This window comes from Bacilli bacterium, from assembly GCA_036381315.1.
Classification (GTDB): domain Bacteria; phylum Bacillota; class Bacilli; order Paenibacillales; family KCTC-25726; genus DASVDB01.
The window spans coordinates 1-14,713 of record DASVDB010000140.1; the positions used below are offsets into that span (position 1 = coordinate 1).

Genomic DNA, 14,713 nt, shown 5'->3' on the forward strand with positions numbered 1-14,713 from the left:
TGGGAAAACCGGAGTACGGTTTGTCCATCCGGATCGCTTCGTCCATTCCGCCGGAGAGGGGAATGGGTTCAAGCGCGGCCGTCGCGGTGGCATTGGTGCGCAGCCTGTTTGCTTTTTACGGGCGCAAAGCGGATCCTGCCGAATTGTTGGCTTTGGCGCATATTGCGGAAACCTTTGCGCATGGAACGCCAAGCGGAATCGACGCGGCGGCCGTTTCTGCGGATTGCCCGCTGTGGTTTTGCAAAGGGGAGAAGCCGCAAACGCTGCCGCTCGGCGCGGCCCTGCATTTGGTTATAGCGGATTCCGGCCGCAAGAGCGACACGCGATCCGCCGTTCAGGCAGTGAAAGAACGTTTGCGGCAAGCGCGGGAGGAAACAAAAGAGCATGTCAATCGCCTGGAAACAATGGCCGTAGAAGCAAGATCTGTGCTGTCCCGCGGAGATTGCGCCCGCTTGGGCGAACTGCTGGATTCGGCCCAAGATGCGCTTAATGCGCTCGGCGTTAGCGACGATGGGCTCAATCGGCTGGTAAACGCTGCGCGCGACGCGGGCGCTTTGGGAGCAAAACTTACAGGCGGCGGGCGCGGCGGTTGTATGTTGGCGCTGGCGCCGGACGGCGCGCATGCGGCCCGCGTATCGCGGGCGCTTAAGCGAGCGGGCGCGTCCAACACCTGGTATTTCGAGTTGGGTGAGAGGGTTGAAAAATGAAAGCTACGGCACGTGCCCACACAAATATTGCCCTGGTCAAATATTGGGGCAAACGCGATGATGCGTTGGTTTTGCCATGCAACAACAGCATTTCCCTGACGTTGGACGCGTTTTATACGACAACTTCAGTGGAATTTTGCGACCATTTGAACGATGATGTGATTTTACTGAACGGCCTGATTGTCGACGAGCGGGAGCAGCATAAAATTTCCCGCTTTCTGGATATTGTGCGATCCGCTGCGGGGACAAGCGTGCACGCGGTCGTGAAATCCGTCAATCATGTGCCGACCGCCGCGGGGTTTGCTTCTTCCGCGTCGGGATTTGCGGCGCTTGCCGCCGCGGCGATGAAAGCTTTGGATTTGCCATTGGATGAGCAGGCAATGTCCCTTATGGCGCGGCGGGGCTCCGGTTCCGCATGCCGCTCTGTTTACGGCGGGTTTGTTGAATGGCTGAAAGGAGAGCGTAAAGACGGTTCGGATTCTTATGCTGTTCCCCTGGCGGCGCAAGATTATTGGGATTTGCGCGTCATGGCGGTCACGCTGTCTGCCGGGGTGAAAGAGGTATCCAGCCGGGAAGGCATGAAACGGACGGTGGATACGTCGCCTTTTTACAATGGTTGGTTGCAATCGGTAGAGCATGATTTGCGCAACGTAAGGCAGGCCATAGCGGAGCGCGATTTTGCCATGCTTGGCCGGACGGCGGAGGCAAATGCGCTGAAAATGCATGCGTCGATGTTTGCGGCGAATCCGCCGATTATTTATTGGCATAGCGCCACCGTGGATGTGATCAGGCGGGTTAAGGAATTGCGCACAGCCGGCATTCCCGCATACTTTACGATCGATGCCGGTCCAAACGTGAAAGTTTTATGCGAACCCAAAGACGAAATCGCGGTACGTTCAGCTTTATTATCGGTCCCGGATGTGCTGGCGGTGACGGTGTGCCGTCCGGGACCGGGAGTGACATTTTTACAGGGAGCTTGAGTGATGACTTGGGATTGTTTGCAGATCAAGGCGCCGGGAAAGCTGTTTATTGCCGGCGAATACGCCGTGCTGGAACCTTATCAATCTTCGGTAGTAATTGCCGTGGATCGCTACATTTTGGCGAAGATCGAAAAAAATGAGGAAAACAGTATAGCGCTGCCGGATTTGGGTGTGGGCCAAACAGCGTGGCGATACGCCGACGGAACCGCGGTATTTTCGCCAAGCGATGAGCGTTTTCGTTTTGTCGGCAGCGCGATTGAAACATCGCTTCGTTATTTGCAGGAGCATCAGATCAATCTGAAAACCTTTCGTTTGACGATCACAAGCGAGCTTGATGATCCGTCCGGCCGCAAGTATGGCCTGGGGTCGAGCGCGGCGGTTGTAGTAGCGGTCGTATCCGCAATTTTGCATTTTCACGGTTCGGCGGTGAAGCTTTCCAGGAGTCTTCTGTTCAAGTTGGCGGCGATCGCCCATTTGCGCGCACAGGGCAACGGTTCGGGCGCGGATGTGGCGGCGGCGGTATTTGGCGGATGGATCAAGTACGCTTCGTTTCAGGCCGACTGGTTGTTGCGGCGTATTCGGCAAACCGAACATTTGACCACCATCATCGATGAACCGTGGCCTTTTTTGGCTGTGGACGAGCTTTATCCCATACCCGATTTGCATGTATGCGTCGGTTGGACCGGTCAACCGGCAAGCACATCCGGCTTGATCAAACAGGTGCAGGCAATCCGTGAAACAAGCCCGGAAATGTATCAGGAATTTTTGCAAAGCAGCATGACGGCCGTAAAAGAATTGACCGCCGCGTTTGCCAAAAGCGAAGTTGCGCCGGCATTGGCGGGCATTGCCCGAAACCGCGCAGCCTTGAAAAAATTGGGCGATTTGGCTCAGGCAATGATCGAGACGCCCGAATTAACTGAATTATGCCGCCTCGCGGAAAAATATAACGGCGCCGGCAAACCTTCCGGCGCGGGCGGCGGGGATTGCGGCATTGCCCTGATTGCGGGCGAGGCGAATGCGGAACGTTTGCGCGCAGCCTGGCGGCAAGCGGGGATTACCCCGTTGCGGCTGAATGTGGACTTTCAAGGGGTTGCCGTTTCCGAACAATCGGCTTTTGGCATGAAATTGGTGTAAAAAGCAGTGTTGTCATCTCAATATGGATATGTTACTTTATTAGTATTATTTTATGATTGTGTCGAATCATAGTAGTTTTTGAGAGGGGAAAAAATCATGTATTTGCACGGCACCAGCAAAATCAACCGATTGGGCCATTTGGAGATCGGCGGGTGCGATACCACACAACTGGTTGCGGAATTCGGCACGCCTTTATATGTCATGGATGAGGCGTTGATTCGCAAGCGTGCGGCGGAATTCAAAGCGGCTTTTGCCGCATCCGGACTGAAATTTCAGGTCGCTTACGCCAGCAAAACATTTTGCGTTAAAGCCATGTGCCGTTTGGCGGACGAAGAGGGCTTGTCCCTTGACGTTGTTTCCGACGGCGAATTGTATACGGCGCTGCAAGCCGGTTTTCCCGCGGAGCGCATTCATTTCCACGGAAATAATAAAACGCCCGCCGAGATCGAAATGGCGCTTGAAGCCAGGATCGGCTGTTTTGTCGTCGATAATTTCACGGAACTGCATTTGCTAAACCGGATGGCTGCGGAAAGGGGACAAAACGTCAACGTCTTGTTCCGCATTACGCCAGGGGTTGAGGCTCATACGCACGAGTTTATCTCAACCGGTCAAACCGACTCGAAGTTCGGCTTCGACCTTGCGAGCGGCGCCGCCCTGCAGGCGGTAAAAGAAGCGTTGGCATTGCCCGCGCTGCGGGTGCTTGGCGTTCATTCCCATATCGGTTCGCAAATTTTCGAAACGGAAGGATTCAGATTGGCCGCGGAAAAAGTTGCCGGATTTGCCGCCCAGGTTCGCGATGAATTAAATGCGGTGTTCACCGTTATCAATTTGGGCGGCGGGTTTGGCATACGGTACACGGAAGCGGATGCGCCGCTGCCGATCGCCCAATATGTGGAAGCAATTACCGATGCGATCAAAACGAGTTTTACGGCACACCACTATCCCTTGCCGGAAATTTGGGTCGAACCCGGCCGCAGCATGGTCGGCGAGGCGGGCACGACGTTGTACACAGTGGGAACGTTCAAGGAAATTCCGGGAGTGCGCAAGTATTTGGCGGTCGACGGCGGCATGTCCGACAATCCGCGCCCCGCGCTGTATGGCGCAAAGTATGAAGGCATGCTCGCCAACCGCGCCAACGATCCGGTTGAGGAAACGGTATCGGTCGCGGGAAAGGCATGTGAAAGCGGCGATATGCTGATTTGGGATTTGCCGCTGCCGAAAGCGGCAAGCGGCGATATATTGGCGGTATCCTGCACCGGCGCGTACAATTATGCGATGGCCAGCAACTATAACCGTATTCGCCGGCCGGCGGTCGTTTTCGTGAAGGACGGACATGCCGATCTGGTTGTCAAGCGGGAATCGCACGCTGATTTAACGGCCAATGATGTGATACCGGAGCGCATGAAGAAAGCATTGAGCAACTCGCGCTAGGACGGCAATGGCCGGGCCCCGATCGCAATTGGCCGCAAATAAACGTATACAAGGAGCGTTTGCGATGAAAAAAGGAAGCATCACGCTGGAAAACGGCGGCAAAGTATTGATTGAATTTTTTGCGGAACATGCGCCGAATACGGTGGCGAACTTTGAAAAACTCGCCAATTCCGGTTTTTATAACGGCTTGACTTTTCACCGCGTGATTCCCGGTTTTGTCGCGCAAGGCGGCTGCCCGCGCGGCAACGGCACCGGCGGCCCGGGCTACACCATTAAATGCGAAACGGCGGGAAATCCGCATAAACATGAGCGCGGCGCAATTGCCATGGCGCATGCGGGCAAGGATACGGGCGGCAGCCAATTTTACATTGCATATGACGCTTTTCCGCATCTGGATGGCGTTCATACCGTATTCGGCAAAGTAACTGCGGGAATGGAACATGTTGACGGCATTAAACAAGGCGATAAAATGACGGAAGTAAAAGTTTGGGAAGAATAAACGGCAATTTTGCGCATTCCAGGCGGCGAAAATGTTGCAACTTGGCAAAATGCGTGGACATATACCGGCAAAATCAGTATACTTGTACGTGTAATCCTTCGGGGCGGGGTGCAATTCCCCACCGACGGTGATTGAAGGCTCATGTTCCTTCATAAGCCCGTGACCCGGAGCATCCCGGCATTTCCGGATGCTTCGGCTGACCCGGCGCAAATCCGGGGCCGACAGTATAGTCTGGATGGGAGAAGGATTATACGGCAGTCAACAAAACGGATCAGCCGCATTTGTTCGTTTTTTCACAAGGACAGTTTGTGTGCGAGCAAATTGCGACTTGATCTTAGTTATAGCTGCGTTGATATCGGAACGAATCCCCCAAAGCCCCTTGCCTATAAGCAATCGGGCTTTTTCATTTTTCCGGATGAGAGGGGTGGTTATGCTGCAGTTTCTTGATGATGAGGAATATATGCGGCTGGCGCTAAAGATGGCGGAGCAATGTCAAGGACAAACGGGGATCAATCCGGCCGTCGGATGCGTGTTGGTCAAGGACGGGCGAATCGTTGGCCTGGGCGCTCATTTGGAGCGGGGCGGCCCGCATGCGGAAATTAACGCGCTCAATATGGCCGGGGAAAAGGCGGCGGGAAGCACGGTATACGTCACCCTGGAACCGTGCAGCCACTTCGGCAAAACGCCGCCATGCGGCGAACGGCTAATACGGGAAAAGGTGAAGCGCGTTGTTATTGCCCGGCTGGACCCGAATCCGCTTGTTTCCGGGAAAGGTATCGCCTTGTTGCAAAAAGCGGGCGTGGAAGTAAAGACGGGCGTTTTGGAACAGGAAGCGAAATATTTGAACGAGGCGTTTGAAAAATATATTCGCACCAAAAAGCCGTTCGTCACGTTAAAGACCGCCAGCACATTGGACGGCAAAATTGCCAGTTCTACGGGAGACAGCAAATGGATCAGCGGAGAACAAGCGCGCGAATATGTCCATGTGCTGCGGCATAAACATCAGGCGGTGATGGTCGGCATCAATACGGTTATTGCCGATAATCCGCGGCTTTCGACCCGGTTAACGGTGCCGGGATTGCAACCGATCCGGATTGTGGTCGATTCGGCCTTGAAAATTCCGGAAACGGCGGCGGTAATTTGCGAGCGAATCGCGAGGACGATTATTGTGACGACTTCGCTGGCCCCTGCGGAGAAGATGGAACGCTTAAAAGCGATGGGCGCCGAATTTGTCGTTTGCGGTGCGGGGCCGCACGTGGATTTGCCGCTCGCCATGGAACGGCTTGGCGAAATGGAGATTGGCTCGATCCTTTTGGAGGGCGGCGGCAAACTGAACGGATCGATGCTTGCGCAAGGTCTGGTCGATAAAATGGTGCTTTTTTTCGCGCCGAAACTGATTGGCGGCGCGCAATCTCCGCCGAATTTCGTTTTTCCCGGATTTGCCCGAATGGACGAGGCAATTCGCCTGAAAAACATGAGAGTCGAAACGATTGGCGAAGATATTTGCATCACGGGTTATCCCGCGCTTCCGGGCGAACGGCGTAATAAGCGGGATGAGCGGCAGGTGCGGGATGAAAGGAGGGAAGCGGCCGATGTTTACCGGAATAATTGAAGAAATGGGCACGTTAAAAGCAATTCAACGGCAAGGGGATACGCTTTATATCACCGTTGCCGCAAACAGCGTTTTGCATGATCTGCACATGGGCGACAGCATCGCGGTAAACGGCGTTTGCCTTACGGTCGTATCGTTCGATGCGCATGCGTTCAGCGCGGATGTGATGCCGGAAACGTTTCGCCGCACGAACCTGGCAAACTTGCGCCCGAAAGACCGGGTCAATTTGGAGCGGGCGCTATCGCCAAACGGCAGATTTGGCGGCCATATCGTGCAGGGGCATATCGACGGTGTGGGCGTGATCACGGAAAAACAGGCGGTTGGAAATGCGGTCATGTTCACTATCGTGCCGCAAGACGCCGCTCTTATGAAACATATCGTCGCAAAGGGCTCCATCGCGATTGACGGAATCAGTCTGACCGTCGTGTTCGCCGATGATGAAAAGTTTGGCGTTTCCATCATCCCGCATACGCTCGCCCATACGGTGTTGCAGGATAAAGGCAAAGGCGCCACGGTGAACATTGAAACGGACATTTTGGGAAAATACATCGAGCGGCTGCTGCACTTTTCGTCCGCCAAATCCGCCGAATCCGGCGGTCTCAGTTTGGAATTTCTCGTTGAGCACGGTTTTGCCTGAATTCATCCACAACGGGAGGAGTATGCGAGATGGAAGAGAAAATGAAACTGGACCCGATTGAAGAAGCCATTTACGACCTGATGCTGGGCAAAGTCGTGATTGTGGTCGACGATGAGGATCGGGAGAACGAGGGAGATTTTATCGCTTTGGCGGATAAAGCGACGCCGGAAGTGATCAATTTCATGATCACCGAAGGAAGGGGCCTCGTCTGCGTGCCGATCACGCAGGAGCGGGCGGAACAATTGGAATTGCCGCCAATGGTGGCGAACAATACGGAATATTACGGTACAGCCTTTACCATTTCGGTCGACCATAAGGACACGACCACCGGAATTTCCGCGTACGAGCGCGCCAGAACGATTCAAGCGCTGATCGATCCTGCCGCCAAGGCGCAGGATTTCCGGCGGCCGGGGCATATTTTTCCGCTGATCGCCAAAAAAGGCGGCGTGCTGCGCCGCACCGGACATACGGAAGCCGCCGTCGATTTGGCGAAAATGTGCGGGGCGACGCCCGCCGCCGTCATTTGCGAAATCATTAAAGCCGACGGGACGATGGCAAGACTGCCGGATTTGGTGAAAATCGCCAAAAAATATGAATTAAAGCTGATTTCCATTCACGATTTAATTCACTATCGCAATGAAAAAGAAAAGCTGGTCAAACGCGAAGTGGAGGTCAAACTGCCGACGGATTACGGCACATTTACGGCGATCGCCTACTCCAATGATGTCGACCGTAAAGAACATGTGGCCCTGGTCAAAGGCAAGATTGACGAAACGCAGCCGGTGCTTGTCAGGATGCACTCGGAATGCCTGACAGGGGATGTGTTTCACTCCCACCGTTGCGATTGCGGCCCGCAGTTGCACGCCGCCTTGCGGCAAATCAGCGAAGCGGGCGCCGGCGTGCTTGTCTACTTGCGGCAGGAAGGCCGGGGCATCGGGCTTGTGAACAAATTGCGCGCCTACCGGCTGCAGGAGCAGGGATTGGATACGGTCGACGCGAATATTAAACTTGGGTTTAAACCCGATTTGCGCGATTATGGAATCGGTGCGCAAATATTGAAGGATATCGGCGTCAGGAAAATTCGCCTGCTGACAAACAACCCCCGGAAAATCATCGGTCTGGGCGGTTACGGCCTCGAGGTTGTCGAACGGGTCCCGATTCAGGTGAAGGAAAATGAAGACAACGAGTCATACTTGCGCACGAAAAAGCTAAAAATGGGCCATCTGCTTGATTTTCACGAAGGGCTAAAGTAAAAGGAGCGGACAAAACATGGCGGTTTACGAAGGACAGTTGGTTTCGAAAAATTTGAAGTACGGCATTGTGGTCGGGCGGTTCAACGAGTTTATTTCCGGCAAGCTGCTTTCCGGAGCGTTGGATGCGCTGAAGCGCCACGGCGTGACCGACGATGAAATCGACATCGCGTGGGTGCCGGGATCGTTTGAAATTCCGTTGATCGCGAGAAAAATGGCCGACAGCAAAAAATATGACGCGATTATCACATTGGGGGCGGTCATTCGCGGAGCGACGGCGCATTTTGATTATGTCGCCGGCGAAACGGCAAAAGGCGTCGCCCAGGTTGCCATGGCCACCGGTGTGCCGGTGATTTTCGGCGTGCTGACGACGGAGACGATCGAACAAGCAATCGAACGCGCGGGCACCAAAGCCGGCAATAAAGGTTGGGAAGCCGCCGTTTCGGCGATTGAAATGGCCAACTTGACCAAGCATTTTGCGCCGTAAGGCGGATTGCGCAGTTGCGCCTTTTTTAGGAGGATGATGCATGGGCGTCCTGTACAAGCTGCAAACGTTTGAAGGGCCGCTGGATCTGCTGCTGCATCTGATCGACAAGGCGGAAATCGATATTTACGATATCCCGATCAGTGAAATCACCGACCAGTATATGGAGTATGTCAGCACGATGCAGGAGCTTTCGCTTGATGTGGCGAGCGAGTTTCTGGTGATGGCGGCAACCCTGATGGCGATCAAGAGCAAAATGCTGCTTCCGAAGCCTCCGGTTATCGAACTTGACGGGGAACAATATGATCCCGATTACGACCCGCGCGCCGAACTGGTGCAAATGCTGCTTGAATACCGGAAATTCAAGGAAGCTGCCGAATATTTGCGGGATAAAGAACTGGCGCGCAGCTTGATCTATACAAGAGAGCCGGCCGATTTGACGCCCTATGCGAATCACGCGCCGGCAAATCCGGTGCGGGGGCTGCACATTGCCGATCTTGTCATTGCCTTGCACAAAGCCTTGAAGCGTGCGGCTTCGCGGAATCGGGTAGCCAAAATAGAGCGCGATGAACTTTCCGTTAACGACCGGATCGTTGTCCTGGAAAGCTTGCTCAAGGCGCAGGGCAAAGTGAAATTTTCCGCGCTTCTGTACGACTGTGTGTCGCGCGAAGGGATTATCGTAACCTTCCTGGCGTTATTGGAATTGATGCGGCTAAAAAAAGTCAGCTGCTATCAACATCGCCTGTTTGACGATATGATCATCAGCTACAGAGAGGGGGCTTGAGCGCATGGATTATCGGCAGCTGAAAGCGATTATTGAAGGATTGCTGTTCGTTTCCGGAGATGAGGGGCTTGACGCGCGGCAAATCGCCGAAGTCGTTGAGCAGGATACCGCTCTTGTCATTGATTTGCTTAAGGACATGAAAAACGATTACGTCCGCGAGCACCGCGGCGTGCAACTTTTGGAACTTGCCGGCACTTACCAGTTGGCGACATTGCCGGCGCATGCGCCGTATTTCGAACGGCTGGCCGCTTCCCCCTCGCGTTCCACATTGTCGCAAGCCGCATTGGAAACATTGGCGATCATCGCTTACAGGCAGCCGATCACGCGCGTGGAAATCGAGGAAATCCGCGGGGTGAAATCGGATCGCGCCATTCATACGCTGGCGGTGAAACAATTGATCTGCGAGGTGGGCCGCGCCGATGCGGTGGGCAAGCCCATTTTATACGGCACGTCAAAGGAGTTTCTCGATTATTTCGGTTTAAACAGTTTGCGCGATTTGCCGGACTTTTCCGCGTTTGAAAACGGCGAAAATCTTGAGGAAGAAACGAGAATGCTGTTTGAAAAGCTTGACGAGCGCCAGCTGACGATCGATGATGTTGCCGCCGCCGCCGAAAAAACGTAACGGGCGCCCAAGCGCATGATATCAGGTTTGCTGAGCATAATAGGACTGCGGCTTCGTCGAACTTATTTGCTAAAGGAACGTGAATCATGTTCTGGCTATGGATCGTTGCGGCTGTTATCGCGCTTTTGGCGATGATTGTTTTTTTGGATCGGATCAAAATCGAGCTAATGTTAAGCCGTGAGCACGATAATGACATAATGTTTGCCGATGTAAGGCTTTTGTTCGGAATCGTCCATATCCGCCGGAATATGCCGATGTTTGATTGGCTTGGCAAAGACAAGGGAATCGCGTTCAAGAGCGAAACGGTCAACCGCAACAACAACGAAACGACCGCTGAAAGCCGCGATTTGCTGAATCTTGACGATCTGGAAAATCTTTGGCGCATAAGCAAAGCCATGAATGAATTAATCGCCGGGTTCGGCTCATGGTTTCTCCGCTTTTTGGCGCATGTCCGCTGCCATTCGCTAACCTGGATGACCGAGATCGGTTTTGCCGACGCGGCGAAAACCGGCGTGGCGGTCGGTTTGGCCTGGAGTTTGAAATCTTCCGTCGCCGGTTTTATCACGTCGCGCATTCGCATGCTCGCAAATCCGCGCATTACGGTAACGCCCAACTATGCGCATGCGCATTTCTCCACCAAAATGAGATGCCTGCTAACAGTGCGTCTTTTTTCTTTTCTTGTTGCCGGCATGTTGCTTCTCATCCGGGTGATGCGGGCGAAAAAGGGCGTGCGCAGGTTGCGGAAAATCGTAAAAACGCCCACGGGATGACGTGTTGCCTTGCGTATAACCGAGGTCTGCATACATAAAAAGCTCCGGATTGGCCACACTAACCATGCGTATCTTACACCAGAGGAGGAATAATGTATGTCCGAACATCCGATACAAGGTCTTATGCAGACGGCAATGGAAAACATCAAGGAAATGGTCGACGTCAATACGATTGTCGGCGATCCGGTGGAGACGCCTGACGGCAGCGTTATTTTGCCGATTTCCCGGGTTGGTTTTGGGTTTGCCGCGGGCGGCAGCGATTTTGTCATTGAAAAAGGCGCGGAGAACGCGCAGCATCAAAACGATGCGCAAAACGCCAAGGTCGCGCTGCCCTTCGGCGGCGGCAGCGGCGGCGGCGTATCCATCAATCCGATCGCGTTTCTCGTGGTGAACAGTTCCGGCGTCAAGGTCGTGCCGTTGGACAATAACACCCACCTGGTGGAACGGATGATTGATCTGGCGCCGCAAGTGATGGAGAAAATCCAGGCGATGGTCAAAGGGCAAAAAAATGCGAATTCCCAAGCATTGCAAACAAATTCCAATGTGGTCATGTAGCGGGAGGGCAATTAACTTATGAACGTGCAACGAGCGAAGGAAATCGCGGCGTCTCCCGATATGAAGCATGTGACGTATAACGGTGAAGCGATTTATATCCAGCATGTGGATGAACAGAATGAAACGGCGAGAATTTATTCTTTAAACGATCGGCAGCATGAACAGGTTGTATCGGTGGACAGCCTGCAGGAACATTGAGCGATCGCTTGTGTTTGGCGGTGGGGGACGAACCCCCACCGTTGCTTATGCGCCTTTCCGATTATCAGTTGCCTTTGCGGGAGGCCGCTCCCGCGGAGCCGTAACTTTTCACGCGGTATTCGGTTGGGGTGAGGCCGATGATTTTTTTGAATACCTGGGTAAAATAGCGGGCGTCCTGATATCCCACCAAAGGTCCGATCTGGTACACTTTTACGTCGGGGTTGCGCAGGATTTCGCACGCCTTTTCGATCCGGTATTTTGTCAAGTATTCCAAAAAAGTCAAGCCTGTTTCCTGTTTAAACAGCACGCAAAAATAGCTGCAGCTTAAACCCACGAATTCGGCGGCTTCGTCGACGCTCATATCGTAGTAATACCGGCTGGCGATAAATTCGCGGGCTTTTTCAATCAATGCGCGGCTGCTTTCCTCGTTGCCTTTTTCGACATTTTGCGCGATCATGTTGCCGAAATATTCGGCAAATCGAAAGATCATCTCCGCGAGATTGTCCGCGGCGAAAATGATATCCATCACATAATTCGCGTTCGATTCCGAATGGATGCGCAGATTTTCCGCTTCCCGCTGCAAAACGACGACCATTTGCAACATGGTGTTTACGGCCTGCTCTTTCGAAAGCGCGTTTTGCCGCAGGTGTTCGTGCAGCTTTTCCGCCGTCTCGCGCAAACGCTGGGCGTTCATGGTGTGCAAAGCCTGGACCAGTTCGTTTTCGATCGCTTTCGGATAATCGGTTGCGCCGTTTATCACAGGCACATCGGCGGTATAAATTTTTTTGCCCGGTTCGAAAAATTTTTGCAGCAATGCCGTTTGCGCATCCGCATAACTGGCGCTTAATTGGTCAAGCCCGCGAAATTTGCCGCTGATGCCGACCGAGCAAAGCAGTTTCGTGAATTTATGAATGACCCCGATCAGTTCACGGCCGTATTCGACCAATTCATCGCGCGTTTTATTTTGAAAAATCATGATCCATTCGCCCCGATGAAACGGAAACATCGTAAAGCAGTCTTTTTTCTCTCCGAATTCCGCCAAAATATTGCCGATCGCAAACAGCCACAATTTGACCTCGTCCTGATTCCAGCGTTTGGCGGCCAGATCGTCTTGATCAATGAGGATGATCATCGTATGGTAAGGATGCTCCAGTTCCCAATTTTCCAGCCAATAGGAATGTTTGCTGTCCGCCGCCCTGCCTTCGATCAAATCGACAAACATGCGTTCGCGAACGAGCGTGGACAGCGATTGCATCGATTTTCGCAAAATTTCCGTCTCGCGCTTCTGCAAGCGGGTTTTGTCCAATTTCGCTTTCGCTTTCAGCAAAACTTTGTGCAATTCCTCGTGGTCAATCGGCTTGAGCAAATAGTCGAAGGCGCCGAACCGCATTGCTTCGCGGGCATAACTGAACTCCGAATATCCGCTCAGAAAAATAAAGATGACGCCGGGATATTCTTTCAGGATTTCCTTCATAAAAAAAATTCCGTCCATGGAGGGCATGCGGATGTCGCTTATGATGATGTCGGGCTTCAACTGCCTCGCCATCAACAGCGCTTCTTCGCCGTTTGCGGCATCGCCGACAATATCGATTTGCAATTGTTCCCAAGGCAGGGCGATTTTCAAACTGCGGAGAATGATCGGTTCATCATCAACCAGCATAATCTGATATCTGTTTTCCATTGGGCAATCATTCCTCCAAGGTTAATGTTTTCCGTCTTGCACCAGACTCCGGTAGAGTTCAAGGGACTCCTGCAATTTTGCCAAAACCGCCTCCGGAGTGGTTGTTTGGTCGATCAAATCTTTCACTACCTCAAGGAAGGTCTGCTTGACCTCGGGAGGCAAAATGTTGTCATATGGTATAAACGTATGTTTGGAGTGTTCGATCAAATCGATTACTTGCGGGAAGATCGGGCCGGTTTTGGCGGCGTCGAAAGAAATGTTCATCGACGGGATGCGCATAGCCTCGTACACCAGCTCCCGTTGCACTTCTTCGGTATAAATCGCTTTTAACAATTCCTCGGCGGCTTTTAGCCTGGCTCCCTTCAGATTGGCTGACAGGCCGATGCCAAACGTATATCCGCCGGCCAGCGCTCCGGCGTCTTCTTTGCCGACGGGCGCAACGGGGAAATTGACGACGCCGACCTCGTCGCGGAATAAAAGGTCCGCATTGTTGCCTTGAAACAGCCCGATATCCCAACTGCCGTTCAAATACATGGCCGCTTTGCGGCTTGTAAACAAATTGACCGCGTATTCCTTGGTCAATTCGTTGGCGCCGTCCGGAAAAGCGCCCAGTTCGATCAGTTTGGCGAAGTCTTTTGTCGCCTGCAAATAATCGGCGTTTACAAAACTGCCGTCTTTCGTCAAAATATTTTCGATCCGTTCATTGCCGCCGTATCGCTGCAAAAAATAGTGATAGAAGATTGCGCCTGTCCAGCGGTCTTTGTTTTGCAAGGCAAACGGGATATAGCCGGCTTTCTTTAAAACGGGGATGGCTGCAAACAAATCATCTATCGTTTTGGGCGGGTTCAAGTGCAATGAGGCAAAGATTTTTTTGTTGTAGTAAAGCGGTTCGGCGTTTCCTTCCATAGGCAGTCCGTAGACTTTATTGTGAAACGTCCACAAATCAAGATTTTTGAAAGCGGATTTTAACCCGTTTTGCTCGAGAAAATCCGTCAGGTCGACCAATCTTCCGGCGCGGACGTACGGTTCAATTTCGCCGCCTCCGAACAACGGAATGATGTCCGGCGGATTGCCGGCTACCATTTCGCTTTTCAATTTTTGTTCCCGGTAGATGGTTTGGTTCATGCCTTCAAATTCTATTTTCACATGCGGATGCGTGGTTTCGAAATTGTTGATAACGGCTTCAATCGTGTTCGCCACTTTCAGATCGTGTTCGTCAACCCAGAAATGCCGAAAACTCAAGGTGATTTTTTCCTGTTGCGGCATATCGGCGCCGGATTGATCGGCGCAGCCGGAAACGGCAACGGAAGCGAGCAGGGAAAGGGCCAGCGCCGCTAGTTTGATTCGGATCAATGGTTTGCGTTGCATG

The 14,713-nt window shown here is 53.0% G+C and carries 16 protein-coding genes and 1 riboswitch; of the genes, 14 read left to right on the top strand and 2 right to left on the bottom strand.

Annotation, left to right across the window (positions count from 1 at the left end; translation table 11 throughout):
- The 14 genes from mvk to VF260_10370 all read left to right on the top strand — a co-directional run.
- The coding region (gene mvk, locus VF260_10305; GenBank protein HEX7057567.1) for a mevalonate kinase at window positions 1-707 on the top strand (707 nt) is incomplete at its 5' end.
- Window positions 704-1,687, top strand: a complete 984-nt coding sequence (gene mvaD / locus VF260_10310; GenBank protein ID HEX7057568.1) for a diphosphomevalonate decarboxylase — start codon at window positions 704-706, stop codon at window positions 1,685-1,687. The genes mvk and mvaD, both read left to right, overlap by 4 nt.
- A gap of 3 nt (window positions 1,688-1,690) precedes the next feature.
- Window positions 1,691-2,821, top strand: a complete 1,131-nt coding sequence (locus VF260_10315; protein HEX7057569.1) for a phosphomevalonate kinase — start codon at window positions 1,691-1,693, stop codon at window positions 2,819-2,821.
- Window positions 2,822-2,917: 96 nt separating this feature from the next.
- On the top strand, window positions 2,918-4,252 hold the full coding sequence (gene lysA, locus VF260_10320; protein ID HEX7057570.1) for a diaminopimelate decarboxylase: 1,335 nt from the start codon (window positions 2,918-2,920) through the stop codon (window positions 4,250-4,252).
- 64 nt (window positions 4,253-4,316) lie between these two features.
- Window positions 4,317-4,751 carry a peptidylprolyl isomerase gene (locus VF260_10325; protein ID HEX7057571.1) on the top strand — a complete coding sequence of 145 codons (435 nt, stop codon included), beginning with the start codon at window positions 4,317-4,319 and terminating at the stop codon, window positions 4,749-4,751.
- A 90-nt stretch (window positions 4,752-4,841) separates the two neighbouring features.
- Window positions 4,842-5,002: riboswitch (FMN riboswitch) on the top strand.
- Window positions 5,003-5,181: 179 nt separating this feature from the next.
- Window positions 5,182-6,363, top strand: a complete 1,182-nt coding sequence (gene ribD / locus VF260_10330) for a bifunctional diaminohydroxyphosphoribosylaminopyrimidine deaminase/5-amino-6-(5-phosphoribosylamino)uracil reductase RibD (protein HEX7057572.1) — start codon at window positions 5,182-5,184, stop codon at window positions 6,361-6,363.
- Window positions 6,344-7,000, top strand: coding sequence for a riboflavin synthase (ribE, locus tag VF260_10335; GenBank protein ID HEX7057573.1), 657 nt, complete (start codon window positions 6,344-6,346; stop codon window positions 6,998-7,000). Before ribD ends, ribE (VF260_10335) begins: the two co-directional genes overlap by 20 nt.
- 29 nt (window positions 7,001-7,029) lie before the next feature.
- Window positions 7,030-8,253: a bifunctional 3,4-dihydroxy-2-butanone-4-phosphate synthase/GTP cyclohydrolase II gene (locus VF260_10340; protein ID HEX7057574.1), complete on the top strand. Its 1,224-nt coding sequence runs from the start codon at window positions 7,030-7,032 to the stop codon at window positions 8,251-8,253.
- Between the two features lie 16 nt (window positions 8,254-8,269).
- Window positions 8,270-8,737: a 6,7-dimethyl-8-ribityllumazine synthase gene (ribE, locus tag VF260_10345; protein HEX7057575.1), complete on the top strand. Its 468-nt coding sequence runs from the start codon at window positions 8,270-8,272 to the stop codon at window positions 8,735-8,737.
- A gap of 40 nt (window positions 8,738-8,777) precedes the next feature.
- Window positions 8,778-9,518 (top strand): segregation/condensation protein A, encoded by a 741-nt coding sequence (locus VF260_10350; GenBank protein HEX7057576.1) that lies wholly within the window; start codon window positions 8,778-8,780, stop codon window positions 9,516-9,518.
- Window positions 9,519-9,522: 4 nt separating this feature from the next.
- Window positions 9,523-10,140: an SMC-Scp complex subunit ScpB gene (gene scpB / locus VF260_10355; GenBank protein HEX7057577.1), complete on the top strand. Its 618-nt coding sequence runs from the start codon at window positions 9,523-9,525 to the stop codon at window positions 10,138-10,140.
- An 86-nt stretch (window positions 10,141-10,226) separates the two neighbouring features.
- Entirely contained in the window at window positions 10,227-10,910 is a 684-nt protein-coding gene (locus VF260_10360; GenBank protein HEX7057578.1) for a DUF2953 domain-containing protein, read from the top strand.
- A gap of 96 nt (window positions 10,911-11,006) precedes the next feature.
- Window positions 11,007-11,465 carry a GerW family sporulation protein gene (gene ytfJ / locus VF260_10365; protein HEX7057579.1) on the top strand — a complete coding sequence of 153 codons (459 nt, stop codon included), beginning with the start codon at window positions 11,007-11,009 and terminating at the stop codon, window positions 11,463-11,465.
- Window positions 11,466-11,483: 18 nt separating this feature from the next.
- A complete protein-coding gene (locus tag VF260_10370; protein HEX7057580.1) occupies window positions 11,484-11,663 on the top strand; it encodes a small acid-soluble spore protein H in 180 nt (59 codons plus the stop codon).
- A 64-nt stretch (window positions 11,664-11,727) separates the two neighbouring features.
- Here VF260_10370 and VF260_10375 read toward each other — a convergent pair whose 3' ends face one another.
- Both VF260_10375 and VF260_10380 read right to left on the bottom strand, forming a co-directional pair.
- Window positions 11,728-13,344 carry a response regulator gene (locus VF260_10375; protein ID HEX7057581.1) on the bottom strand — a complete coding sequence of 539 codons (1,617 nt, stop codon included), beginning with the start codon at window positions 13,342-13,344 and terminating at the stop codon, window positions 11,728-11,730.
- Window positions 13,345-13,365: 21 nt separating this feature from the next.
- Entirely contained in the window at window positions 13,366-14,712 is a 1,347-nt protein-coding gene (locus VF260_10380; GenBank protein HEX7057582.1) for an extracellular solute-binding protein, read from the bottom strand.
- Between the last annotated feature and the right edge of the window lies 1 nt (window position 14,713).

Coding starts and splice junctions, on each gene's coding strand:
- mvaD (HEX7057568.1), top strand. CDS start 704: ATGAAAGCTACGGCACGTGCCCACACAAATATTGCCCTGGTCAAATAT.
- VF260_10315 (HEX7057569.1), top strand. CDS start 1,691: ATGACTTGGGATTGTTTGCAGATCAAGGCGCCGGGAAAGCTGTTTATT.
- lysA (HEX7057570.1), top strand. CDS start 2,918: ATGTATTTGCACGGCACCAGCAAAATCAACCGATTGGGCCATTTGGAG.
- VF260_10325 (HEX7057571.1), top strand. CDS start 4,317: ATGAAAAAAGGAAGCATCACGCTGGAAAACGGCGGCAAAGTATTGATT.
- ribD (HEX7057572.1), top strand. CDS start 5,182: ATGCTGCAGTTTCTTGATGATGAGGAATATATGCGGCTGGCGCTAAAG.
- ribE (HEX7057573.1), top strand. CDS start 6,344: ATGTTTACCGGAATAATTGAAGAAATGGGCACGTTAAAAGCAATTCAA.
- VF260_10340 (HEX7057574.1), top strand. CDS start 7,030: ATGGAAGAGAAAATGAAACTGGACCCGATTGAAGAAGCCATTTACGAC.
- ribE (HEX7057575.1), top strand. CDS start 8,270: ATGGCGGTTTACGAAGGACAGTTGGTTTCGAAAAATTTGAAGTACGGC.
- VF260_10350 (HEX7057576.1), top strand. CDS start 8,778: ATGGGCGTCCTGTACAAGCTGCAAACGTTTGAAGGGCCGCTGGATCTG.
- scpB (HEX7057577.1), top strand. CDS start 9,523: ATGGATTATCGGCAGCTGAAAGCGATTATTGAAGGATTGCTGTTCGTT.
- VF260_10360 (HEX7057578.1), top strand. CDS start 10,227: ATGTTCTGGCTATGGATCGTTGCGGCTGTTATCGCGCTTTTGGCGATG.
- ytfJ (HEX7057579.1), top strand. CDS start 11,007: ATGTCCGAACATCCGATACAAGGTCTTATGCAGACGGCAATGGAAAAC.
- VF260_10370 (HEX7057580.1), top strand. CDS start 11,484: ATGAACGTGCAACGAGCGAAGGAAATCGCGGCGTCTCCCGATATGAAG.
- VF260_10375 (HEX7057581.1), bottom strand. CDS start 13,344: ATGGAAAACAGATATCAGATTATGCTGGTTGATGATGAACCGATCATT.
- VF260_10380 (HEX7057582.1), bottom strand. CDS start 14,712: ATGCAACGCAAACCATTGATCCGAATCAAACTAGCGGCGCTGGCCCTT.